We start from the raw sequence: 24,474 nt of genomic DNA on the forward strand, positions 1-24,474 counted from the left end.
GCCCACAAACTTATCTCCAGAGTTGTCCTTATGCTCTATTTTCTTTTTTCCTCTGATCTCATAGATATGCCTGGTTGTTCCGTTTTTGTCATAGTCATACGTGCAGATTGTCTTGTTGTTCCTGTCAACCAGTCCTGTGATAATGCCATTTTGAATACAGTATTTGTAGGTAGCATTGCAATAGGATATGCTGTAGGCACTGGTTTCACTGCCCTTTGCCGTATAGGAATATGTAATCTGCTTTTTGTCTGGCAGCACTTCCGATACCAGATTGGAAAACTCGTCATACTGATACGTAGTGATTTCCTGTCCTACGATTTTTTCCGTTCTCTGTCTCTCTTCATTGTATTCAAATTCAATCTCGGTTCCATCTTCTGTTTCCATTGTGGCAATGGGATCTGGCACAATGGTATATGCAAGGACTCTCTCCACAAACTGCTGGGCAGTGTATCCACAGCCATTGATCGTGATAATGGGTTCGTCCTGCTGGCAGTATTCCGATTCTTCTGGAGGGAAACTGACGGTTTCATCTGCCCGTACAGACATAGGAATGCTAGATAGCATTGTGGAGAAAGCCATAACAGCCGCCAAAGTTTTCTGTATTTTCATAAAGGTATCCTTTCCGTTGCAAAAGAAGCAACCTAATCCATTCATTTTCCTGCTAATTATAGATTGTTTTGGTTTATTATGTCAACTTGCAACTTTGGAAAATTAAAATACATGATATCCTTATCAGTGGAGAGGCAAGACTGGCGAATGCTCTCGGAAATGATTAACATACACTGTGTTTTTTCATTTTTAACGGATTTTTGACATTTCTGTTATAACAGTTTGTCTTTTAGGCATAAGAATTGCATTTAGAACGAGTTTTTGACATTTTTGTTTATTTTATTTTTTCATTTTATTACTTTCACTGTAAATATAGCAATATTTCACCAAAAAGGGCATGCACTCCTAATTTCTTAGGAATGCATGCCCTTCATTTACTAACAGAAAGGATTTTCTGTTTTGTATCTCACGCCTGCTGGCTGATTGTAATCAATTTCATCAACTGGTACTCCAAGGTATTTAAATACTTCGTACATTGTTTTGCCATAATGGCCAAATGCTACTGCACAGTGATGTGGGTAATTCTTTTCTACTAATACGTGACGGTAGAATCTTCCCATTTCTTTAATTGCGAATACGCCGATTGCACCGAAAGAACGTGTTGCAACTGGAAGAACTTCACCTTGTGCAATGTAAGCACGGATTTTTGCGTCGGATGTTGACTGTAAACGGTAAACCGTAACTTCTCCTGGAGCAATATCTCCTTCCAAAGTACCTTGTGTTACTTCTTCTGGAAGTGTTCTTGCCATGATTCTCTGGAATTTCATTTCACAGAAAGAAAGTTTATCTGTTGCTGTGTTTCCACAGTGGAATCCCATAAAGGTATCTTTTAATGTATAATCGAATTTGCCTTTGATATCTTCTTCGTATAAATCCGCTGGTACTGTGTTGTTGATATCAAGTAATGTAACCGTATCTTTGCTGATTACGGTTCCAATGAATTCGCTTAATGCTCCGTAGATATCTACTTCACAAGATACTGGAATACCCATTTTTGTTAAACGGCTGTTTACATAGCAAGGTACGCATCCGAACTGTGTCTGGAATGCTGGCCAGCACTTGCCTGCAATACATACGAATTCACGGCTGCCTTTGTGTGCTTCGATCCAGTCAAGTAATGTTAATTCGTACTGAGCAAGTTTTGTAAGGATTTCTGGTTTCTTGTTCCCAGCTCCTAATTCTGCTTCCATATCTTTTACTACGTCAGCGATACGAGGATCCCCTTCGTGTTTGTTAAATGCTTCAAATAAATCTAATTCTGAATTTTCTTCGATTTCTACTCCAAGGTTGTAAAGCTGTTTAATTGGTGCATTACAAGCAAGGAAGTCTTGTGGACGAGGACCAAAAGAAATAACCTTCATATTTCTTAAGCCAACAATTGTACGTGCAATTGGTTCAAAGTCATGAATCATATCTGCACATTCACTTGCTGTTCCAACTGGATATTCCGGTATGTATGCTTTTAAATTTCTAAGTTTTAAGTTATAGCTTGCATTTAATACGCCACAGTAAGCATCTCCACGACCATCAATTAAGTTGTCTTTTGTTTCTTCTGCTGCTGCAATTACCATGCAAGGACCATCAAATTCTTTTACTAACAATGTTTCTGGTGTCTCTGGACCAAAGTTTCCAAGATAAACAACAAGTGCATTACAGCCTGCATTTTTTATATCGTCTAATGCTTTGCGCATATCTACTTCATTTTCAATACAAACAGGACATTCATAAATGTCACCATATTTTTCTTTGTATGATGCAACAACTGCTTTTCTGCGGTTTACAGATAAACTCATTGGAAAACAGTCTCTGCTAACGGATACAATTGCTATTTTTTCTTTCGGCATATTATTCATGATATTACTTCCTTTCTTATACATAGTCTCACTTTATATTTATACAATGAATCTCTACAGCTCATATGTTGCACAGGAGAGATTTTCACCAATTAAACCAATGTGGCTTCCTTCTGGAAGTCCGCCTTGTGCATGCCCGATAAGCCATTTATTTTTTGCTGTAATTAAAGCATCTTCACCATCTTCTTTTACAGATTTTTTATGAGTATCTGTTAATTCTTCGTTTGTTCCTTTTGGCAGGACAATGCACACTTTAAATCCATCTTCTGATGCATTGCATGGTGCATAATGAAGTGTGGTTGCATAAACTTCTACTGCTGTTCCCTTTGGCAGGAAAAATGCTTCTACTTTGCTTGTATCATAAGTAAATTCTTCTGTCACATCTTGCTGGCATCCGACCATTAAAATGGCATCTGTTGCACCAATGTTAATTTCTGAACTTCTATGATACTCAAGGGCATTTAGTAATACATTATGTCCGTTGCAGTAACCCACCTGAATTGGCATTTCACCATAAATTTCTGTCTGAAGCTGTTTTGCTATCTCTAAACTTTCTAATGAAGAGATAGATGGCTGGTAATCCACACCACTTGGCAATGGAGTTTCCTTCATCATTGTTTCTACTAAGGCGTCTGTGTTCAGGTTTAGCACACGTCCATATTTTTTAAATTGTTCGGATGTAACTTGATATACCTTCATATCTGTCTTCCTTTCTACATGTTTATACAACATTTATTTTTATCGGTTTGAAACACTCAGTAACTTGAAAATGGACTTGCATTGTGGATAGATCTCTTTAAATACCTGATATTTCTTTTCATATTTTGCTGCTAATTCTGGTTCTGGTTCAATCGTATCCACTACTTTCACAATTTTCTGTGCCGCTTCTTCTACATTTTTGAATTCGCCACAGGCAACGGCCGCTAACATAGCACCACCAAGTGCTGGTCCTTCTTCACTTTCGATTACATCAACTTTTATATTCAATACATTGGCTATAATTTTTTTCCATAATGGACTCTTTGCACCACCGCCACAAATCTTGGTACGTTCAATCTGAATTCCTAAGGATTTTGCAACTTCCAGGGAATCACGAAGTGCAAATGCAACCCCTTCTAAAACAGCTTGTGTCATATCGCTTCTCTTAGTATCCATAGACATTCCTATAAATGTTCCTCTTGCATCTGGATCGTTATGTGGAGAACGTTCTCCCATAAGATATGGCAGAAAGAACACATGATTTTCACCAAGAGTTTCTATATCCTGCTGTTCTTTCGAAAATGCTTTTGTCTGTAAAATATCTTCCATCCACCATTTATTACAGGAAGCCGCACTTAACATGCATCCCATTAAATGATAGCTTCCATCTGCATGGGCGAAAGAATGCAGTGCGTTGAATTTGTCTACTCCAAAGCTCTTAGATGCAATAAATACGGTTCCACTTGTTCCTAATGAAATATTGCAGTTTCCATCTCCTACTGTACCAGTTCCAACTGCGGCTGCGGCATTATCTCCTGCACCAGCAGCAACTTTCACGGTTTTAGGGAATCCTAATTCCTCTGCAACTTCCGGCAGAAGTTCTCCAACCGATTCATAGCTTTCATAAATATCAGCTAACTGATCCATGGAAACCCCACAGATTTCACACATTTCTTTGGACCAGCAGCGGTTCTTTACATCAAATAAAAGCATGCCAGATGCATCTGATACGTCTGTACAATGAACTCCTGTAAGTTTATATGCAAGGTAATCTTTTGGCAGCATAATCTTTTCTATTCGTGCAAACTTTTCTGGTTCATTGGCTTTCATCCAAAGAAGCTTTGGTGCCGTAAAACCAGTAAATGCAATATTGGCTGTATATGTACTTAATTTGTCTTTTCCTATTTCATTATTCAGATAGTCACATTCTTTATAAGTTCTTCCATCATTCCACAGAATTGCCGGACGAATTACTTTATCTTCCTTATCCAGCACAACAAGACCGTGCATCTGGCCACCAAAACTGATTCCTCCAATCTGAGATTTATCAATTCCAGAAGTCAGTTCTTTTAAGCCTTCCATGCTTTGTGAATACCAGTCTTCCGGATTCTGTTCAGACCATCCTGGCTCTGGGAAAAATAAAGGATATTCTTTTGACACGACAGCTTCAATGCCACCCATTTCATTCATTAGCAAGAGTTTAACTGCACTTGTTCCTAAGTCAATTCCAATATAATACATTCTGTTTCTCCTTTCGACTAAAATGCCCCTAAGGTAATTGTTGCACGTTCCCTGATATCTCTGGAAGATGCTCCTACCTCAATGACAAAAGACCCTTCTTCTATTATAAATTGCTTTTGCTTTTGTGCATAGTATGAAAATGCATCTTTCCCTAATTTAATTTCTACCTGCTTTTGTTCCTTTGGCTTTAAGTAAATCTTACGAAATGCCTTTAACTCATGGACAGGCCTCCACTCACTGGATTCCACATCACTAACATAAAGCTGGGCAATTTCTTTCCCCGCTCTGTCTCCTGTATTTGTTACTGTAAAAGAAACTTTGACGCATATCTCCTCCTTAGATGGAGATACATACGCTTTTAAATCTGAATACTGAAACTGTGTATAGGAAAGCCCATGTCCAAAACAAAATGCTACCTCTGTTTTATCGGTGTCATATTGCCGGTACCCTACCTTTAATTTTTCTTTAAAAGTTACCTTTCCTGGTTTTCCCATTTCTCCTAACTGAACTGGCAAACAATCCGTTGCATGATATGGAAATGTCTCTGGCAGTTTCCCTGATGGATTTGTATCTCCAAACAGAATTTCAGCCAAAGCTGTTCCCCCTTCCATCCCAGCATAATACTGGAATACAATTGCTTTTGCTTTGTCCTGCCATGGCATTTCCACTGGCGAACCTGCACACATTACAACAACCGTATTTGGATTTACTTTTAAAACTTCCTCAATAACTCGATCCTGCCCATATGGCAAAACCATATTTAGCCGATCAATTCCCTCTAAATCATATGCATGGTTTAACCCGCCGATAAAAATAACTTCATCTACCGTTTTAGCAAGTTCTACTGCTTCTTTTAACAGTCTTTCTCGTTCTTTGTTATCTGTTTTTACTCGTATTTTAGAAATGTCTACTTCTTGGGTACTGCTTGCCTGCCAGCTTTCTTCATCCTCGTAAACAGCTTTTAAATTATCTGCAACTTCATACCCTTTGGCATATTCTACCGTAACATTTCCGCCTAATATTTTCTTTATTCCAAGAAGAGGAGGTGTTTCGTATAAAGCTTTTAACTCGGAACTGCCACCTTTGTTAGAATGAATACGGATTCCGTTTTCTCCTATAACGGCAATTCGCCGAAGCCCTTCTTTTCGTATTGGCAGCCGGCTATCTTCATTTTTCAAAAGCACAATGGATTCTCTTGCAATATCTAATGCCGCCTGATGATGTTCTACTGTACTGTATGTACCTGATTTTCGTTTTCCTTTATCTTCACCAATCATATTAAGGCGTTTCATAAGACGAAGGATGTTACTTACTTTCTTGTCTACAAGTCCTTCGGAAAGTTCTCCATTTTCTATCTTTTCTTTTAAAGGATTTGCCATATAATGTTCATCAAAATCACTATGAATATCCATTTCAATGTCCAGACTAGATTCTGCCGCTTCTACAGTGCCATGAACACCGCCCCAGTCCGAAATAATGGTTCCATCATAATTCCATTTTTCTCTTACTACCTGATTTAACAATTGCCTGCTGGTACAGCAGTATTCTCCATTTAATTTATTGTAAGCCCCCATCAGGCAATAGGAATTTCCTTCTTTGACAGCTGCATAAAATCCTTTAAAATACAGTTCATTTAAGGTTCTTTCATCCACAATGGTATCCACCGCCATACGGTCATTCTCCTGAGAATTGGCTGCTAAGTGTTTTACACATGCTGCAACATCATTCTCTTGTATTCCCTGTATAAACGGAACACACATTTCTTCTATTACTTTGGGATCTTCGCTCATATATTCAAAATTACGACCACATAAAGGTGTCCGTTTTATATTAATGCTTGGTGCTAGTAAAACGTCTTTCCCCCTGCCTCTTGCTTCTTCTCCAAGAACTTTTCCATTTAATCTGGCAAGTTCCGTATTGAAAGTTGCTGCAAGAGCACTTCCACTTGGAAAGTAAGAAGCATAATCCGAAGTCATTCCATTTGGAATCCATCGTTTATCTTCAAATTCAGCCCTGACGCCGATAGGACCATCCGTCATCACAAGCGAAGGGATTCCTAGCCTTTCTACACTTCCAGTCCGGAATAAGCCCGCCCCATGAATCATTGCAATTTTTTCATCCAATGTCATCTGTTTTACAATGTCTTGTATCCATGTTTCTGTCTCCATTCCTTAACTCCTTCCATCCTTACTTTCTATTTTTACGCTAACATAACGGTTATCTCTTTATTTAATTCTGGCGTAATAATAGTATTCTTTCCTTCTATTACAAATGTCCCGCCATTTATTTGAGATACGTTATCCACATTTACTAAAGATATTCTGCATGGTTTTTCACTTATCACTTTTAATCTGTACATATTGTCCTCTTTCTGAATGGATAATGTACTTTCAATTTTTCTGTCTTTGTTATAAACTGCACATGTTTTTTCTTTCTTTTGTGCCAATCTGAATATCTGATAAGTTACTTCATCTGCATAATCATAAACAGGCCCGTTTTCCTTAGCACCTGTTGCAACAATGCTTCCTTCTCTTGCATAAAGAGGAATGCTTAAATAGCTGTGTTTTTCACTATACCATTTTCCGCCTTCTCTTTCTTCTCCTGTTAAGAAGTTCGTCCATGTCCCTTCTGGCAAATAATATTCTCCTATGCTTTCTTCGTTGAAAACAGGTGCAACCAGCAGGGAATCTCCAAACATATACTGTTTATCTAAGTAAGCACAGTTTTTATCCTTTGTAAATTCTAACACCATGCTTCGCATCATTGGAACACCTGTTTCTGATGTTTCAATGGCATTGCGATACAGATATGGCATTAATCTTGCTTTTAGCTTAGTAAAATATCTTACTACATCTACTGCTTCTTCGTCATAAGCCCAAGGCACACGGTAAGATGTGCTTCCATGTAACCTGGAATGAGAAGATAACAGTCCAAATGCACACCAGCGTTTGTATACATCTGGTGTAGAAGTATTTTCAAAACCTCCAATATCATGGCTCCAGTAACCGAAGCCTGACATTGTAAGAGATAGACCGCCTCGAAGGCTTTCTTCCATAGATTCGTAATCAGACCAGCAGTCTCCACCCCAATGAACTGGGAACTTCTGTCCTCCTGCTGTTGCTGAACGGGCAAATAAGACAGCTTCTTCTTTGCCTTTCTTTCTTGCGATTAAATCATATACAGTTTTATTAAATAAATAGGTATAGTAGTTGTGCATTTTCACTGGATCCGAACCGTCGTAATATACGCAGTCCGTTGGAATTCTTTCCCCAAAGTCTGTTTTAAAGCAGTCAACTCCCATATCCATTAATTTTTCTAATTTTTTTGTATACCAGTCCCTAGCTTCTGGGTTTGTAAAATCTACAATGGCCAAGCCCGGCTGCCACATATCCCACTGCCATACATCACCATTGGTCCTTTTTAGGAAGTATCCGTTTTCTACGCCTTCCTGAAACATAGAAGATTCCTGCCCCACATAGGAATTAATCCATACACAGATTTTTACCCCTTTTGCTTTTAGTCTTTTCAACATTCCTTCTGGATCTGGAAATACTCGTTCATCCCAAGTAAAATCACACCAGTTAAATTCTTTCATCCAGAAACAGTCAAAATGAAATACTGCCAACGGAATATCCCTTTCTAACATACCATCTACAAAGGTATTAACAGTTTCTTCATCATAGCTGGTTGTAAAAGATGTAGACAGCCATAAACCAAAAGTCCAAGGTGCTGGCAAAGATGGCTTTCCTGTTAAATCGGTATAGCGCATCAATACTTCTTTCATAGCTGGACCATTTAATAAAAAGAAATCCAAACTTTCTCCTGGTACGCTAAATCCTGCCTTGGTTACCTTTTCGCTTGCAATTTCAAAGGATACTCGTTCTGGATGATTTACAAACACACCATATCCTTTATTGGATATGTAAAATGGAATGTTTTTGTAGGACTGTTCTGTTGATGTTCCTCCGTCTTCATTCCAGATATCAACACTCTGTCCATTTTTCACAAATGGAGTAAATCTCTCTCCCATTCCATAAATCAGCTCTCCTACTGACAAGGAAAGCTGTTCACGCATATACGCATGTCCTTCACTTCCATGCTCGTAAGCATCGCCTTTCCAGTCTGTTCTCATATATGCTAAATCACGATAACCACTGGAGGTAATTTTTTCATCACCTCTGTAATAAGTCATGGAGCAGTCTTCTTTTTTTATTTCCAGGCGAAGTGTTCCACTATATATTGCAATTTTTTCTTCATTTTCTTCTGCTTCAAGAATTGCATCTTCCGATATATTCAGTTCAAATACAGGTGTTTTTTCCTGTACGCCCATATAATGAAACGTCTGAACACGAAGCACTTCTTTCATTGGTGCAGTAACCACAATGGTCAAATTTGCACCGCCTAATGTACATCCACGATTTGCTATTTTATGAGTAGGTGCACATATTCTTACCTCTTTTTCTGTTACCTTTGTAAAATACACTTCTGCAGGTGATAAACACTCAATTCCTTCTCTTTGTAACCAGCATCCATTACTAAATTTCATACTCCTGCTCCTCCATTATCTTATGATTATAATTTCTTCCTTCTGTACTTGACCATGTTTATGGACAGCATCTCTATTTAAATTATAAGATAATTCGTAAAAAGATAATACCATTAATTTTATCACAAAAACACTCTAATTATCCTAGTAAATATGGGGGGAAATTATATATGTTTTTGATTCATTCCAAAACAGTGTCCCCATTCCTCAAATTTTAACAACTCTAGCTATACAGAAGAATTTCCCATACGTAATAAACGGGCAAAAAGTGTAATGCTTTTTCCCCGTAGCCATCTATTTCATTTTTAAATTTCCTCTGGACCAAATACCGTTGCAAATCCCTGCTCCGCTTCTATCATTAACCCATAATTTTTTCGAAACATATTACCTAATTCTTTAAAGGTATATCCATGTATGTTAAAATTCCTTACATTATATTTTTCAGCCCGCTCTTTGGTAGTATAAAGTTTTACTGCCTGATACTCTTCTCCCTTTACCAATACAATATCCATATGAAAAATATCTTCATCCTGAGTAGCGGCTGTTGGCATTTCACCTAACATATAAAACATTCTGTTCTGCAATAGCTGGCAAACTCTCTTTTTCGTAATCTGCTTCACTTTTAAAGCCTGAAACAGATGTATCAGATCTGCAGTCTCTTCAAGGGTTGACAGTTCTTCTTTCGTCAGGTATACCTCTCCTTCTTCAAATCCATGTATTCGCATTCCCTTACATTCATTCTTACATACAATGCGTATGGCTACCACCATGGGAATTTCACTGTAAAGAAGCTTCTGTTCTCCCGGTATCTCATGAATGCATTTTGCAAAACTATCTGCTGATAAACAGATTTCTAAATCCCCATCTATAAAATACTCTTCTTTACTAGGCATTAACACCATCACTGGATTGTTCCAGTGTTCTATTAATTCCAGCTTATCTAAAACCATAACAGCCCCGTCTTTTTCTAGCTTTTCAAAGTCTCCCATGTCAACTACCTCTCTTTTATCAATATGGTCTAATTCTAACATATTTGCCTTAAAAAACAAAGGAAAATGACTGAACTATGTTTCCCTTTATTTGACACGTTTCTTCCTAGGAGGTATAATTTTGATAAGTTTTTTAGGCCAAAATAGTGGCCGTTCAGATTCATTCTATAAAGGCGGAGGATACTATGTATACGATATTAATAGCCGATGATGAATCCATTATTCGTCAAGGATTAAAATACATTATTGACTGGAACAGTTTCGGATTTTCTATTATGGGAGAAGCCTCTAATGGTGCAGAAGCTCTTAATGAAATTTTATCAAAATCACCGGATTTAGTACTGCTTGACATTCGCATGCCTAAATTATCTGGCCTGGAGGTTGTCTGCGAAGCTAGAAAACAGGGCTATCAAGGTAAAGTAATTATCTTAAGTGGTTTTTCCGATTTTAATTATGCAAAAGAAGCGATTGCATATGGTGTTCAGTATTATTTAACGAAACCTATTGAAGAAGAAGAACTAGAGTCCATTGTAAGTGAAATGGCAAAGCAGTTAGAATCTGAGCAGCGCCAGAAAGAAATTATGGAAAACTATCTGGAAAAGGCAAAAGAAAACATTTTAAAAGACCTGTTCCATCGAAGTTTCAAGGAAACCAATTACAATTTAACGGATCTTAATATGACTGCCCATATCTATCAGGTACTTATTTATGAAAAATACAGTCACAGTCAGGATGCTGTTTCCTACAGTTTTTCTGATTTGCTTCGAGTCACCAATAAAAACAATAACTCTTTTGATTTCATAGATTTAGAAGAAAAACAGATTATCTTGTTAAAAGGTGATTATGCTATTTTACGTTTTCAGGATTTTTTATCCAGATACCATCAGGTACTAAAACCTCAAGAAGGTTCTCCTTTGGACAGTATCTTTATTGCCTATGGACGAAGTGTATCGGAACTTACAGATATTTATCTTTCCTACGAAGATGCCTGCCATCTTATGGAACGACGTTTCTTTTGCGAACACAAACAGCATACTTTAGGATATGAAGAACTGTTAGACTTGCCTAATGGACAATTTGAATTAAGTGAAAAACTATTACAGGAGTACAGCGATAAGCTTGTAAATTACATTCAGGCATTCCATAAACATCAGGTAAATGAAGTGTTATCCACCTTGTTTAAAAAATTATACCGTTCCAATAATACTCCTTTGAGAATTAAACAGTTTATGATCGATCTTTATTTAATGGTAAAAGAAAAAGTGTATCATCTGTATAATAAGTCTGATATTCCTTTTCTTCCTAATGGTACGATCATTGAAGAATTTAATAAAAAATATTACTTATATGAAATTATAGATTTGTTCCAGGCACAGTGCGAAATGATTATCCGTTCTATTGGAGATACTTCTCATGAAAATATTATTGATAATATCATCCACTATATAAAGCACAATTATATGAATAATATGAAGCTAGAAACCATTGCCCCTTTGTTTGGCTATAACAGTTCCTATCTTGGAAAAATTTTTAACAAGAAAATGGGCATGAATTTTAACTCTTATGTAGACAGTATCCGCATTGAAAAATCCAAAGAACTTCTAGAACATGAAACCTTAAAAGTTTATGAAGTTGCAGCTCGGGTTGGTTATCAGAATGTGGATTATTTCCATATGAAATTTAAGAAATATATGAATATGAGTCCTGCTGAATATAGGAAAAAAGCAAGGAATTTTTCCAATACATAGTATATATTTAAAATAAAGTGCCTTCCACGTTCTCAGCTCCCTTGCTTCACTTTTGAAGAAGAAGGACTCTTTGTTAATGTAACGTTGGCTGTAATACTAAAGGGATGTGGTCGAATGAATTTTCCTTTTCCATTCGTACACATCCCACACTGTCCTCTCAAGTCTTTTTTATTCCTGGCTTTTCTCTATCTTTTCAAAAATTTCCCTGCAGAAAAATCCGTAGGTGTATAACATACAGCCTGGCCCAATCAGTATCATAAAAATCAGCATAACTGCATTAAAACTTAAAATTATATAAATTAATGCTAGACTAAATAGCATCGCTATGGTTCTTCCCAAATGGTGGAACGTGATTTTTATAGAATTGAGAATTGTATTTTTAATAGAATTCTGGTAACGTGCAATCAAGGCAAATGCATATCCAAAACATATAATAAACAGCATTCCCAATGCAAATGTCATAAAAATAGTCAAATAACTTGGATTTCCTGAGACTTTTAAAATCTGTGTATCCAGATAAAACGCATATCCTACAAGCATCATTAAAATCCAGATAATCGTTCCCTGTTTTAAATTATTCTTAAATTCTTTCAAAAACTGCCTGCCAATATAGCTTTCTTCATTCTTTGCCATTTTCATCGTTACTGCACAGGCTGCCGCTGTTGAAGCTCCAATTGTTACAACAGGCAGACTGCATACAATCCATAAAAAATTCAATTCCAGCAGCTCCATAAGCTGCATCATAAACTTGTAAAATCCTCCATCTGTACGAAATAATTTCAACCTGTTTCCTCCTTCTGTTTCTGCCATAGTTTCACTTGTGCTTGCACAATTTCTGTAAGCTGTGCCTCCACTTTTTCCCTGCCCGCTTCTTTTAGGCTTTTTTGAAGCCAGTTCCAGTTTGCATCAAATAGTTCTGGTTTACAGACAACGCACTGAATTAATCCTTTCCATGCAATCTCATCTAGTTTCTTCTCAATTCGGGTTGCTTCTACTGGAAAAACCTGCGCCCACAATGGAGAATATTCTATCTTTGGCAATGTATCCGCCTGTGGAAATATATCTGTCAGCATATGCACATTCCAGTTCTCCAGAGCTTTTTTTTCAGCAATATTATATTCCTTAATAATAGATTCTTCTGTTGTGACTGAAAAAGAGTTTCCCTTTTCATCTACTTTTTGGGAACCGTAACATGGAAATGGATAGTTATGTTTTCCTACTCCTGTTTCTTCTGCATAATTAGGATCTTCCTCAGAGCGCTTAACCTCTGCTTCAGAACGATAACGTTTTCCTGCTTTATCATAATAATAATTAACTCCCTCAATTCCCCAGTTTACTAGAATCTGTGCTTCGTCAGTACATAACCAGTCCAGAAACTGTACGGCTCTAACAGGATCTTTACAGCTTTTCGTAATTCCAATTCCCCAGCCTGTTGCAATGCCCTGTTCCTGTAATGCTGTACATTTCATATCTTTATTCATAGTAATAGGAAGTCCTGCATATGTGCGGTCATATTTTCCTTCTGCACATAATGCCTGTTCTGCTTCTAGGTAATCCCAAGATGCATCCATAATAGCTAATACTCTGCCAGATGCTAACTTTTCAAGATAATCTGCATAAGTCTGAGTTGCAAATTCCGGGTCTAGGATTCCTTCTGCATACATTCTATTTAACCATGCATAATACTCTTTTTGTCCTTTTACCGCATGTTTATAGTGAACCTTATATTTGTCATCTACAATCCATTGCCCATTGTCTGGCGAACCATTGGCTATGTATCCTGCCGGATTGGAAAGTGTGGGATACCAGTGCCAGTCCGAACAGCATATGCTAATTCCTATCGTCTTTTTTCCCTCTATGGAAGGATTGTGCGATATGTATTTTTTTATCATTTTTTCATACTGATCTAATGTCCTAGGAATTTTATAATCATTTGCCAAAATCACTGCCCACTGAAGCTGTGCACTTCCTGATGTCTCAAGAACCTTATTTTGTATCTTGGTACAGCTTAACTGATATATAGACTTATCTTCCTGACTGTAACGCAGTTTTTCATATTCCTCCCCATAAAACTGTTTTATATGTGGGCCATACTGGTCAATTAAATCACTTAAATCAAGAAGGCTTCCATTATCAATCAAAGCACCTGCATCTCCTTTGGCAAATATTAAATCCGGATATTCTCCCGTAGCAATCATAAGAGCTATTCTTTCATCACTTCCATTAATAGGATAATCTGTCTCTAATGTAACCCCCGTAGCTTTCGTAATTGCCTCAGCCACTGGATCTGTCCAAGGATCTTCTTTCCCATCTGCATTATAAAATACAAATGTAATAGGCTTTCTGCCTGCCTTGTCTGTTTGATGTATTCTGCTGCATCCTGCAAGCATAAGCATGCATAACATACTTATAATTACTCCTGCAATATATCGTTTCATATGTATGTTTCCCTCCTCTCTTTATTATAGAGGATACCAAAAAAAATAACAATCCCACTACCTTTGCGATAGCGGGACTGTTTCTTATTTCTTCTTCGGCGGCTGTTCTGAAAAATAATTTTCAATTGCATATTTAAATGTATCTAATAAGAACCTGGTTGCTTCTCTGCCTATTTTACTATCCTCTCCAATCTTATCAAATCCATGATAACAGCCTTGGTATTCATGGAAAAATGTATCTACCCCAGCTTCCTTTAATCCTTCTATATAAGCAATTGCTTCATCTCTAAAAGGTTCTAAGCTGCCTATAAATGTACAGGCTGGCGGTAAATTACTATAATCTGTTTCTCTTGCTGGGGCAGCATATTTTGGCACATCGTTTGTCTGGAACATGGAACCAAGATAATAACTCCAGCCTTTATAATTCATTTTTGAATTCCACACTGGATAATAATTATTTTGCGATGATTTCGTTATCATCCTGTCGTCAATCATAGGATACAAAGGGATCTGGAAAGAAATATTGACATTTCCTTTGTCTCTTACATACAATGTAAGTGCTGCTGCCAGCCCCCCGCCTGCGCTTTCTCCTCCTACCATTATCTGATTGGAACGAATTCCTAATTTTTCTGTATTGTGTTTCATCCATAGCAATGCTGCATAGCAGTCATCTAATGCTGCTGGATATGGTTCGCTTACAGATAAACGATAATCTGGTGCTACGATTACACAGTCAGCTGTTTCTAAGAAATTGCTAATAAATTTCTGATCCATTTCTGGCAATCCAATGGCATAGCCACCACCATGAATCCATAAAAGGCCCGGTAAATTACCAGTAGCATTTTTCGGCTTATAAATACAGATTCTTAAACGCTTTCCGTCTTTTCTTGTAATCCATCGCTGTTCATATATAACATTTTCAATTTTACATTTTCCCTGAAGCATTATACTATCTAACTTATTAAATAATTTAATGGTTCTTGTATTCGTAAAAACAGCTGGCAACATTTTTCCTAAAATCTTCAATTTTCTAATTTCCGGATCTATTAGCGATTCATCGTATTTCAAACCCATAACCTCCTCATTCGCAAAACAATTTTTCTAGTCCACATTAAAAACACGATTTATGATAACGTTTTTTCCTCTTTATTATAGTATAAAATTAGTTTTGAAGCAAAACATATTTCTAGAAGACTATGGTGTATTCCATATTATGAAAATGTATAAGAAACATTGTCAATTGTACCCATTCCCTGAAAACCAAATGTTGTATAGCTTTTAGATGCAATTGCATTGTTCCATGACATAGGAGTAATGATGTAAGAATCTCCTGTTTCTGTAACTTCTACACACCATGCATTGGCAATTTCAAAATCTTTTTTCTTTATTACAAGCTTCCAGTCACTAACTGTTGCGTTAGAGTTATTCGTAATACTGCCTGAAAATGTGAAACCAGAAGACCAGCTATTCACGGAAGTATCTAATGTCAACTGTCCTGCTGGTGTTTCACTTACTACTGGTGCTTCACTTACTGCTGGTGCTTCACTTACTGCTGGTGCTTCACTTACTGCTGGCGCTTCACTTACTGCTGGCGCTTCACTTACTGCTGGCGCTTCACTTACTGCTGGCTGCTTTCCATCTAAAATCTGACTTAATGCAGCATACCATTTATCACACATTTTTATGCTGCCCGCATCATTTGGATGCACCCCATCATAAGTATCTGTCATAGCATCAAAACCAGTAAACTGATCTACAACATAAACAGGTGACTGGTTTGTGGTAATCTCTCTTGCCCATCCATCAATTGCTAATGCAAGTTCTTCTGCACGATATACAAAATCGGAACTAAAGTTTGGAATAAGAGGTGTTACCTTTCCTACTACAATAATCATATTTGGATTGTTTTCACGCATTAGCCCTATTAATGTGGTATAAGCTTCTAAAATAGCTTTTGCCCCTTTATCACACCAGCAGTCATTTGTTCCAAACAGCATCATTACCATGTCTGGATTAGATGCCTCTAACCAAGATGCTAACTGGCCTGTCTTTGCAAGATCCGTTACAAGCATTCCACTGTGTCCTTCATGATTACCGTATCTTGTTCCAACTGACTGAACATGATATCCATTTTTATCCAGTTTGTTAAATAACATAGTTCTCCAGAAATCACAGTCCGTTATAGAATCTCCAAGTGGCATAATTTTTGTAATCTCTGCCGCCTTTACCTGTGCCACTGGTTCTTTCACCTGCACAAATGTACCTACTACTAAAAGCATGCAAAGTATCTGTGCAAACAATTTTTTTATTGCTTTCTTTTTCATATCATTTTCCTCCTTAAAATTTATTCGCGAGTCACTACAATCTCATAGTAAATGATTTTTTTCTAGTAAACAATGATCCTTGTAAAAGATGTAGGAATTTAGTAAATATTCTGTACATTTATTGAGCCTTTCTCTTCACTGTTTGGTCATATTTTTTACACAAAGCAATCACAAATGCTACAAAATCCCTTCACAAATTTTCATTACTATATAACTATCAAAAACAAATAATTAAGAAACATGTTGGATATAAAATGATTTATATGAAGGAGAGATTATGTATGAACAAGGAATTTTTTCAAGATAACACGGAACAAGAAATTGATTTGAACAAGAACAGAAAAAAAATGAATCCATTAGCTAAAAAAACAGGAATATTAATATTATCAGGACTTATTCTAGGCACTACTGCTGGAGGTGCATTTTCAGCTTCCACCTACTTCCTGCCAAAGAAAACAATTGCTACAGAACAGATTCCGCACAAAACTTCAGCTTCCTCAAATACAGCCCTGACAAAAGTATTAAACACCTCCTCATCAGCTAGCAAAACCTCTGTTCAGGATATTGCCGAAAAAGGAATGCCTTCTATTGTTGCCATTACCAATAAAGGAGTTACCGAAACTATGACTTTATGGGGTAATATGCAGCAGCCAAGCGAAAGCTGTGGTTCTGGAATTATTATTGGTGAAACAGACAAAGAACTTCTTGTTGTCACAAACCATCACGTTATTGAAGGCAGCCAGACACTTACTGTTGTATTCAGTTTTGACGAAGACAATAAAAATGCTGATGCAGTGGAAGCTCATGTAAAAGGATACGACTCTAATAAAGACCTTGCGGTAATTTCCATTTCCAAAGATAAATTAAAAGATGATGTACTTAGCAAAATCAGCATTGCCGCCATCGGTGACTCTGCGAAATTAGGTCTTGGAGAGCAAGTAGTGGCAATCGGTAATGCCCTCGGATATGGCCAGTCTGTCACAACAGGTATTGTAAGTGCATTAAACCGCCAGATAGGCTCTGATAAATCAAACAGCTCTGATAATAGTTATATTCAGACAGATGCCGCTATTAACCCTGGGAACAGTGGCGGTGCCTTATTTAACATGAATGGAGAATTAGTTGGAATCAATACAGCCAAAATCGCTTCGGAGCAAATCGAAGGAATGGGTTATGCAATTCCAATCTCCGATGTTCATGATTTAATTGAAAATCTTATGAACCAGACAACTCGTACGCAGGTAGTAGATGCAAAAAATCGTGGTTATCTCGGTATTAGTGGAACGGATGTATCTTCTGAAGTTACAGAAACTTATAGCATCCCACAAGGTGTCTATATAGCAGAAGTATCCGATAATAGTGCCGCAGCAAAAGCAGGCTTAAAGAAAGGATATGTCCTTACAAAATTTGATGGAAAAACCATAAGTTCCTCAAGCGAACTGAAAACTCTAGTAGCTTACTACAAAGCAGGCGAAACGGTTACCGTTACTGCACAGGTTCCTGAAAATTCAGAATATAAAGAAAAAGAATTTAAAGTGACCTTAGGCAAGAACGAAAATGCTACAGACGATAACGTTCCCAATGAAACTCCTTCTGACGGGACTCAGAACCAGCAAGAACCAGCCAATCCTTTTGAAGAATTCCAGTCTCCTTTTGAAAACCCATTTGGAGATCAGCTTGCATAAAACTCCCCTAAAAATTTCCCATCGAACAAAGTCTGAGTTCTTCAGACTCCCGTGACTGGAATGTACTCAAAAGAACTCAGACTTTGCCGTACCAGATGGGTGTCGCTGTCTTTTAGCTGTCGCTGTCTTTTAGCTGTCGCTGTCTTTTAGCGACTATCTTCCTTACCCATCTGTGCGCATCCTGTGCCCTTCTTTTTCAGGGCACTTTTTATTTGATAGGAAAGACCAGCCACAAAAAATTTACGTGACTGGCCTATACTATTTATAAAAACACAAAATACAAAATCACTATTACCCCTAGAACTACCCGGTACCATCCAAATATCTTGAAATCATGTTTTTTAATATAAGACATCAAGAACCGTATCACAAATACGGATACTAAAAATGCTGTAATGGTTCCAACTGCCAATGTAGTAATTTCATCTCCTGAATAGTGGAATCCATACTTCGCTAATTTCAAAAGACTATATCCAAACATCACAGGTACTGCCAGAAAAAATGTGAATTCTGCTGCTGCCACCCTGGAAACCCCGATTAACAAAGCTCCAATGATAGTTGCACCTGAACGGGAAGTTCCTGGCACAATAGAAAGAACCTGAAATAACCCAATGTATAATGCTGTTGCATAAGTAATGTCATCCAATTTTCTTACTTTCGGAACTCTCTTTTTATTCCAGTCTTCTAGCCAGATAAATACTAGACCGTAAAAAATCAAAGCAGCTGCTATTACCATTGGTGTATGAAAATGTGCTTCTACATAATTGTCGAATAATAAGGTTACCGCTGCACCTGGAATACAAGCCGCTACTACTTTAAACCAGATAGAAAAAATATCTTTTCGAATAACTGGCTGGCTCTTATCTTTGAACTGAAAAGGGAACATCTTATTCCAGAACAATAAAATTACGGCTAAAATAGCTCCTAACTGTATTACAACAAAAAACATTTCTTTAAATTCTGCTGACCCTTTTATGGTCAGAAACTGATCCACTAAAAGCATATGCCCTGTACTACTGATTGGAAGCCACTCTGTAATGCCCTCTACAATTCCAAGAAAAAATACTTTAAAAAACTCTATTATATTCATTTCCTTATTCTCTCCTTCTGCTCATCAGCGTAAAGCCTAACTGCCCATTTTTCTATTTTAAACTTTTTTCAGCTAAAAACAATGCCCCCCCTTTTCATATATGCTGCTTTATACATCTCCAGACATAAAGAGATTATATACCGAATGCAGGAAAAATACAATAAACCTTCCCTTATCTTCTATAGATTTTCACGCTTATTCCCAATGCTGCTGTCACGCAAGTATGCATCCAGCGTCTGATCTTTTAGGCTGTATTTTTACATTATAGGTCTGCAGACAGTATTTTTCCAGAACAAAAAACTTTTCCACAAGAAAAAGCCTTACATAAAAATTTATATAAGGCTTTCACGATTAAGAACAATAAAAACTTGTCATCATAGATGACTGCAGGCTGTCAGCTAAGCAGGTCTAACTTCAGGTCATAACATTAAGTCTATTAAATGTCCTATCATAAATGGGGATATACGGTCCAAAACCAGTTGAACCCTGTACACAAGATTTATAATTCATATACGCCTTGTGCTGTACACTTTCATTATATCCATTCGACTCCACAATACAATAGTTTCTGTGCATGTTACAAACCTGCTAGATTAAGTAATATAAACTTACAATCTTGCAATGCAAAAACGAAATTGTTTTACAAAATGCTGTTTTTCTCCTCTTTAGCTCCTGATTTTTCTGTTTGTGGAACTGGAATAAAACTGGTTATTTCAAACCAGTTATAATCATTTGGAATTATCTGCATCACTCCTCCATTTTTCTCTGTCAGCATTTTAATAATTCCCAGTCCAAGTCCGTGTTCCTCTTTTTTCTTTTTCGTTGTGTGAAAATATTTCACTGGCGTATCATAAGGATTCATACAAGTTATATAATACCCATCTTTTGCGGGATAAATATCAAGAGAAATATACCGCCTCTCCTGCTCTAACTTTTCAGTGGCTTCAATGGCATTATTTACCATATTAGAAATAATGCCACATACATCTTTGCTCTCTATGTAAAATTCCTCAATCATAAGATGTCTTTCAAACAGAATTTTCTTTTGGCTAGCCTTCATAATTAAATCATTAATCATCATGGATATTGCATGATCTGGCAATGTACAGATACTACTAGCAATTTTAATATCCTTAAATATACTGTTTATGTAATTTTCCAGTTCCGTATAACATCTATTATGTACTAAATTGCCAATAATGGCTACATGTGTATTCATATCATGTTCTAATTGCTTTAACTTGGTCGTAAGCTCCATAATACGGTTTAATTCATTTATCCGTTCTTCTGCCTCTACAAGCTCCATATCTTTTTTCCCTATAAGGCTTATGACATAAAACACGTTTAATAGCAGGACTACCTGAGCCAGCAGAATTAAAACTATCAAATCTGTGCTATATGACAAATCTGCATGCCTTACAATCATACTGATCAGCACTGTAAAAAACCAGCTAGTAACTAAAAATGCAAGATTTTCTTTTCTGTGACGCAGTACTCCTATAATCCTTCCATTGTTATGAAAAAAGACAAAATAAAAAGCTGGAAATAATAATATTCTAGATAACAGCGTGCTTAATGCATTTATTCTCCCAAAAGACATAATCTGGACAATTGGTATCTTTGCCACATAAACCAATATAGCTAACAATAAGCTCTCCACACATGAAATGGTAAATCCAAACAGCCCAAGCCCCAATAAACATTTGTATAGTTTTTCTTTGAATAATACCAGGCTTATGCCTATAATATATGCAATCATTGCAACACTTAAAATACTGTCAATAGTATTATTCTGCTGAGTAAAACATATATACTGCTTCAATAAAGCTGCTATGTAATAACCAGCCGCTGCCATCACATAATACATTCTTTTTTCAAACCTTCTCGGCAGCAGCGACATTGACTTTATCCAGAGATACGGCTCTGCAGCATAACACATCAACAATATAATACAATTGACATAAACCATGATTCTCTCTCCTTCGCAAGACGTTTCTTAACTAGTTTATGGAAGCTATTCTCACTCTTAAGTAAAGATATGCTATATCCTGATTCCTCTCTATTTCTTATCCTCCTATATGTCAGGCTTTTTTTACAAAGTCCTCCAGTGAAGTTTCCCCCTCACAGCCAGAGTCCTGTTTTACTATCATATAAGTAAAATGTGCCCATGCGATTAAATATATAATGGCATGCCACTTATTATCAATGGCACCATTTCCAAATAAATAATAGCCATAAGTCAATGTACTTAAGATAATAGAAACTGCTGCATATTTCAGATATTTTAAATGAATAAAGCATAAAAGCATTAACAGAATATCTAATGGATATGTGTATCTTTCATGCATAGCTGGAAGGAATAAAAGACATGTCCAGGCAAACCATGCCACAGTATTTAAATACTGTTCCAGATTAGTAATCTTTTTCTTTTCCGTCATAATGGCATATAAGCCAACACCACAAAGCACCAATGTAAGCTGCACTGCAAATGTTTTTAAGTTTCCATAATCATTTCCTGCTAAAATCCAGAAACTTGGAATATTCATATACATGCTCTCGTAAGTCTTTGTCTGGTTTGCATAAATCTTAAATGGATCTAATAATCCTCTTCCCTGAATAAAGGCAACAATTCCTGTAAGCCAGAATACCAGAACTGATATTCCAAACATGGAAATGCTGAATTTCTTTTTGCAGAAATAATAAGAAACTACAAATGGCAGAATCAATACTGCCTGAAATTTAAATCCAAAGGCAATTCCTAAAAATACAAAAGCTCTAATAAATTTTTCTTTGTAAAGATAATATAGTGTTAATATAATGAAAAGTGTATAGATGGAATCACACTGTCCCCAATAGGCACCATTTAACACAACAGTAGGCAAAAAGAGCACTGCTGTATATACTAAAGCAAATAATTTTCCAAACATTTTCTTGCCTGCCAGATCGGTCAGCATCCATGCACAGCCAAACGCCAATAGGAAATCAAAAATACAGGAAAATGCTTTGAATATATACATGCTGTTGCCTTTAAAGTATGTCATAAATGCAATACAGGTCTGATAAAGGACATTGTAATCACCAACTTGGGTTTTCAGTGCTTTAACCTGTCCACCTTGCAAAATCTGATCAAACCATGGCTGCAGACAAGCTACCATATCTCCCGACTGTGCATTTCTTCCAGCATACCGGACATAAATTCCTATTAATGTCATGACAATAAGAAACAGCCAGTTTATATACTTTTCGGCCAGTTCTATGGCCTTTTGTTCCACACGTGTCATACGCATTTTCATTCATCCTCCCCAATCTTCATTTCCTTTTATTTATTTTCTAACTTATCGTCTGTTCTTTCACTGATGATATATCTTGGCCTTCCTTTTACTTCCATGTAAATCTTTCCGATATATTCACCAATCACACCTAGACATACAAGCTGGATTCCGCCCATAAAGCAGACAATACAAATGATGCTTGCCCATCCTGCAACCGTATTGCCAACTACCTGTGCAATAATTGCCCAAAGAACACCAAGAAAACTTAAGAAGGATACTGTTAGTCCAAATCCAGTAATCATACTCAATGGTTTTACGCTTAAACTTGTTATTCCATTAAAAGCAAGTGCAAGCATTTTCTTTAATGGATAATGACTTTCTCCTGCAATTCTTTCATGTCTTTCATAATATACTGATGTACTTTTAAACCCAACCAGCGGAACCATTCCACGTAAAAACAGATTTACTTCTTTATAATTCGCAAACTCTTCTAGGACTCTGGAGGAAATCAAGCGGTAATCTGCATGATTATACACAACCTCTGCTCCCATCCTGTTCAGGAACTTATAAAAAGACTGTGCAGTAAAACGTTTAAAGAATGTGTCTGTCTTACGGCTGCTTCTTACGCCATACACAACCTCGCATCCATCTAAATAAGCCTTAACCATATCATCCATCGCATTAATATCATCTTGTCCATCGCAGTCTATGGATATGGTAATGTCACACTTTCCTTTTGCCTCCATTAATCCAGCCAATACCGCATTCTGATGTCCACGGTTCCTGCTCTGGCGTATGCCGCAATAAGTTTTATCTTTCCTTGCTAAGTCAGATATAATACTCCAAGTATTATCTTTACTTCCGTCATCAATAAACAGGATTCTGCTCTCCTCGGATATCATTTCATTCTTTTGCAGTTTTCTTATTTCCTGCAAAAATTCTGGAGCTGTAATTGGCAGCACTTCCTGCTCATTGTAACAAGGAATCACAATATATAAGGTAGGTTTCATATTTACTCCTCCGTCTGTATATGTACTTTAAAACAAATAAACATTAAATAAAGTATACTATATCCAAGTGGAAAAATCCACTAATACGAATAAGTTTCCCCACTAAAAAAAGCTGTAATCCTAACCCAATAATGGATTTGGCTACAGCATTTTCTTGCAAAAAACTATTGTTTTACTAGTTTAATTATCAAATGATTTCATCACTTTGCGAAGTAACTGGTATAGCTGTGCTGCTTCTTCCTCATTAAGCTCAACACAGCCGTTCATTTTTGCAGGTATCTCAAGTGCCTTTTCCCTTAAACGGATTCCAGACTCAGTTATAGTGACATTTAGTACCCGTTCATCCTGTTTGTCTCTTTCCCGCAGGACATATCCTTTCTGCTCTAGCTTTTTTAGAACAGGTGTAAGAGTTCCCGAATCTAAAAATAAAAGTTTTCCCATATCCTTGACATTCAGTTTTTCATGTTCCCACATTACCATCATGGCAATGTACTGGGTATACGTCAAATCTATCTCATCTAAAAAGGGTTTATACTTTCTCACTATTTCCTTTGAGCATGCATATAATGGAAAGCATAGCTGGTTGTCTAATTTCAAAATATCATACTTATTATCCATATCTTACTACCTTTTTTATATTGTCGTGTTTAAACTGTTTGCAAACAATTTAATTGTACTATTCCCTTTCAG

The 24,474-nt window shown here is 36.8% G+C and carries 18 protein-coding genes; 2 read left to right on the forward strand and 16 right to left on the reverse strand.

Annotation, left to right across the window (positions count from 1 at the left end):
• The 7 genes from BMY85_RS12190 to BMY85_RS12220 form a co-directional block, all read right to left on the reverse strand.
• A partial coding sequence (locus BMY85_RS12190; RefSeq protein WP_177180777.1) for a hypothetical protein occupies nucleotides 1–609 on the reverse strand: 609 nt, incomplete at its 3' end.
• Nucleotides 610–986: 377 nt separating this feature from the next.
• The gene (locus BMY85_RS12195) at nucleotides 987–2,462 is read right to left on the reverse strand and encodes an L-fucose/L-arabinose isomerase family protein (RefSeq protein ID WP_092478556.1); all 1,476 of its coding nucleotides are present in this window, start codon (nucleotides 2,460–2,462) and stop codon (nucleotides 987–989) included.
• 54 nt (nucleotides 2,463–2,516) lie between these two features.
• On the reverse strand, nucleotides 2,517–3,161 hold the full coding sequence (locus tag BMY85_RS12200) for a DUF4867 family protein (protein WP_092478557.1): 645 nt from the start codon (nucleotides 3,159–3,161) through the stop codon (nucleotides 2,517–2,519).
• A 39-nt stretch (nucleotides 3,162–3,200) separates the two neighbouring features.
• Entirely contained in the window at nucleotides 3,201–4,682 is a 1,482-nt protein-coding gene (gene xylB, locus BMY85_RS12205) for a xylulokinase (protein WP_092478558.1), read from the reverse strand.
• Between the two features lie 17 nt (nucleotides 4,683–4,699).
• A complete protein-coding gene (locus tag BMY85_RS12210) occupies nucleotides 4,700–6,850 on the reverse strand; it encodes a beta-glucosidase (RefSeq protein WP_092478559.1) in 2,151 nt (716 codons plus the stop codon).
• Between the two features lie 32 nt (nucleotides 6,851–6,882).
• Nucleotides 6,883–9,228: an alpha-xylosidase gene (gene yicI / locus BMY85_RS12215; RefSeq protein ID WP_092478560.1), complete on the reverse strand. Its 2,346-nt coding sequence runs from the start codon at nucleotides 9,226–9,228 to the stop codon at nucleotides 6,883–6,885.
• A gap of 305 nt (nucleotides 9,229–9,533) precedes the next feature.
• The gene (locus tag BMY85_RS12220) at nucleotides 9,534–10,259 is read right to left on the reverse strand and encodes a hypothetical protein (RefSeq protein ID WP_143066383.1); all 726 of its coding nucleotides are present in this window, start codon (nucleotides 10,257–10,259) and stop codon (nucleotides 9,534–9,536) included.
• A gap of 143 nt (nucleotides 10,260–10,402) precedes the next feature.
• Here BMY85_RS12220 and BMY85_RS12225 point away from each other — a divergent pair, with 143 nt between their 5' ends.
• On the forward strand, nucleotides 10,403–11,965 hold the full coding sequence (locus BMY85_RS12225) for a response regulator transcription factor (RefSeq protein WP_092478588.1): 1,563 nt from the start codon (nucleotides 10,403–10,405) through the stop codon (nucleotides 11,963–11,965).
• A gap of 168 nt (nucleotides 11,966–12,133) precedes the next feature.
• Here BMY85_RS12225 and BMY85_RS12230 read toward each other — a convergent pair whose 3' ends face one another.
• From BMY85_RS12230 to BMY85_RS12245, 4 genes are all read right to left on the reverse strand, one after another.
• Entirely contained in the window at nucleotides 12,134–12,748 is a 615-nt protein-coding gene (locus BMY85_RS12230) for a YesL family protein (protein WP_177180778.1), read from the reverse strand.
• On the reverse strand, nucleotides 12,745–14,403 hold the full coding sequence (locus BMY85_RS12235; RefSeq protein WP_092478563.1) for an extracellular solute-binding protein: 1,659 nt from the start codon (nucleotides 14,401–14,403) through the stop codon (nucleotides 12,745–12,747). The genes BMY85_RS12230 and BMY85_RS12235 overlap by 4 nt, the downstream gene beginning before the upstream one ends.
• Before the next feature lie 84 nt (nucleotides 14,404–14,487).
• Nucleotides 14,488–15,471 carry an alpha/beta hydrolase gene (locus BMY85_RS12240; RefSeq protein ID WP_177180779.1) on the reverse strand — a complete coding sequence of 328 codons (984 nt, stop codon included), beginning with the start codon at nucleotides 15,469–15,471 and terminating at the stop codon, nucleotides 14,488–14,490.
• Nucleotides 15,472–15,614: 143 nt separating this feature from the next.
• The gene (locus BMY85_RS12245) at nucleotides 15,615–16,727 is read right to left on the reverse strand and encodes a GDSL-type esterase/lipase family protein (RefSeq protein ID WP_092478565.1); all 1,113 of its coding nucleotides are present in this window, start codon (nucleotides 16,725–16,727) and stop codon (nucleotides 15,615–15,617) included.
• Nucleotides 16,728–17,008: 281 nt separating this feature from the next.
• Here BMY85_RS12245 and BMY85_RS12250 point away from each other — a divergent pair, with 281 nt between their 5' ends.
• The gene (locus tag BMY85_RS12250) at nucleotides 17,009–18,412 is read left to right on the forward strand and encodes a S1C family serine protease (protein WP_242939736.1); all 1,404 of its coding nucleotides are present in this window, start codon (nucleotides 17,009–17,011) and stop codon (nucleotides 18,410–18,412) included.
• 262 nt (nucleotides 18,413–18,674) lie between these two features.
• On the opposite strand, the gene BMY85_RS12255 is transcribed toward BMY85_RS12250, so the two are convergent.
• From BMY85_RS12255 to BMY85_RS12275, 5 genes are all read right to left on the reverse strand, one after another.
• Nucleotides 18,675–19,502: an undecaprenyl-diphosphate phosphatase gene (locus BMY85_RS12255; protein ID WP_092478566.1), complete on the reverse strand. Its 828-nt coding sequence runs from the start codon at nucleotides 19,500–19,502 to the stop codon at nucleotides 18,675–18,677.
• A 640-nt stretch (nucleotides 19,503–20,142) separates the two neighbouring features.
• Nucleotides 20,143–21,471, reverse strand: a complete 1,329-nt coding sequence (locus BMY85_RS12260) for a sensor histidine kinase (protein ID WP_092478567.1) — start codon at nucleotides 21,469–21,471, stop codon at nucleotides 20,143–20,145.
• A gap of 112 nt (nucleotides 21,472–21,583) precedes the next feature.
• Nucleotides 21,584–22,795 carry a hypothetical protein gene (locus tag BMY85_RS12265; protein ID WP_092478568.1) on the reverse strand — a complete coding sequence of 404 codons (1,212 nt, stop codon included), beginning with the start codon at nucleotides 22,793–22,795 and terminating at the stop codon, nucleotides 21,584–21,586.
• 26 nt (nucleotides 22,796–22,821) lie between these two features.
• Nucleotides 22,822–23,784 carry a glycosyltransferase family 2 protein gene (locus BMY85_RS12270; RefSeq protein ID WP_092478569.1) on the reverse strand — a complete coding sequence of 321 codons (963 nt, stop codon included), beginning with the start codon at nucleotides 23,782–23,784 and terminating at the stop codon, nucleotides 22,822–22,824.
• 180 nt (nucleotides 23,785–23,964) lie between these two features.
• Nucleotides 23,965–24,402 carry a MarR family winged helix-turn-helix transcriptional regulator gene (locus BMY85_RS12275; RefSeq protein ID WP_092478570.1) on the reverse strand — a complete coding sequence of 146 codons (438 nt, stop codon included), beginning with the start codon at nucleotides 24,400–24,402 and terminating at the stop codon, nucleotides 23,965–23,967.
• Between the last annotated feature and the right edge of the window lie 72 nt (nucleotides 24,403–24,474).

Origin of the sequence: [Clostridium] polysaccharolyticum (genome assembly GCF_900111595.1) — a bacterium.
Lineage (GTDB): Bacteria > Bacillota > Clostridia > Lachnospirales > Lachnospiraceae > Clostridium_AI > Clostridium_AI polysaccharolyticum.

Excerpts from the sequence above, each read along its gene's own strand:
- BMY85_RS12245 (WP_092478565.1), bottom strand. The coding sequence starts at position 16,727 with ATGAAAAAGAAAGCAATAAAAAAATTGTTTGCACAGATACTTTGCATG.
- BMY85_RS12250 (WP_242939736.1), top strand. The coding sequence starts at position 17,009 with ATGAACAAGGAATTTTTTCAAGATAACACGGAACAAGAAATTGATTTG.
- BMY85_RS12225 (WP_092478588.1), top strand. The coding sequence starts at position 10,403 with ATGTATACGATATTAATAGCCGATGATGAATCCATTATTCGTCAAGGA.
- BMY85_RS12270 (WP_092478569.1), bottom strand. The coding sequence starts at position 23,784 with ATGAAACCTACCTTATATATTGTGATTCCTTGTTACAATGAGCAGGAA.
- BMY85_RS12275 (WP_092478570.1), bottom strand. The coding sequence starts at position 24,402 with ATGGATAATAAGTATGATATTTTGAAATTAGACAACCAGCTATGCTTT.
- BMY85_RS12210 (WP_092478559.1), bottom strand. The coding sequence starts at position 6,850 with ATGGAGACAGAAACATGGATACAAGACATTGTAAAACAGATGACATTG.
- BMY85_RS12200 (WP_092478557.1), bottom strand. The coding sequence starts at position 3,161 with ATGAAGGTATATCAAGTTACATCCGAACAATTTAAAAAATATGGACGT.
- BMY85_RS12235 (WP_092478563.1), bottom strand. The coding sequence starts at position 14,403 with ATGAAACGATATATTGCAGGAGTAATTATAAGTATGTTATGCATGCTT.
- BMY85_RS12255 (WP_092478566.1), bottom strand. The coding sequence starts at position 19,502 with ATGAATATAATAGAGTTTTTTAAAGTATTTTTTCTTGGAATTGTAGAG.
- BMY85_RS12220 (WP_143066383.1), bottom strand. The coding sequence starts at position 10,259 with ATGTTAGAATTAGACCATATTGATAAAAGAGAGGTAGTTGACATGGGA.
- BMY85_RS12195 (WP_092478556.1), bottom strand. The coding sequence starts at position 2,462 with ATGAATAATATGCCGAAAGAAAAAATAGCAATTGTATCCGTTAGCAGA.
- xylB (WP_092478558.1), bottom strand. The coding sequence starts at position 4,682 with ATGTATTATATTGGAATTGACTTAGGAACAAGTGCAGTTAAACTCTTG.
- BMY85_RS12260 (WP_092478567.1), bottom strand. The coding sequence starts at position 21,471 with ATGGTTTATGTCAATTGTATTATATTGTTGATGTGTTATGCTGCAGAG.
- yicI (WP_092478560.1), bottom strand. The coding sequence starts at position 9,228 with ATGAAATTTAGTAATGGATGCTGGTTACAAAGAGAAGGAATTGAGTGT.
- BMY85_RS12265 (WP_092478568.1), bottom strand. The coding sequence starts at position 22,795 with ATGAAAATGCGTATGACACGTGTGGAACAAAAGGCCATAGAACTGGCC.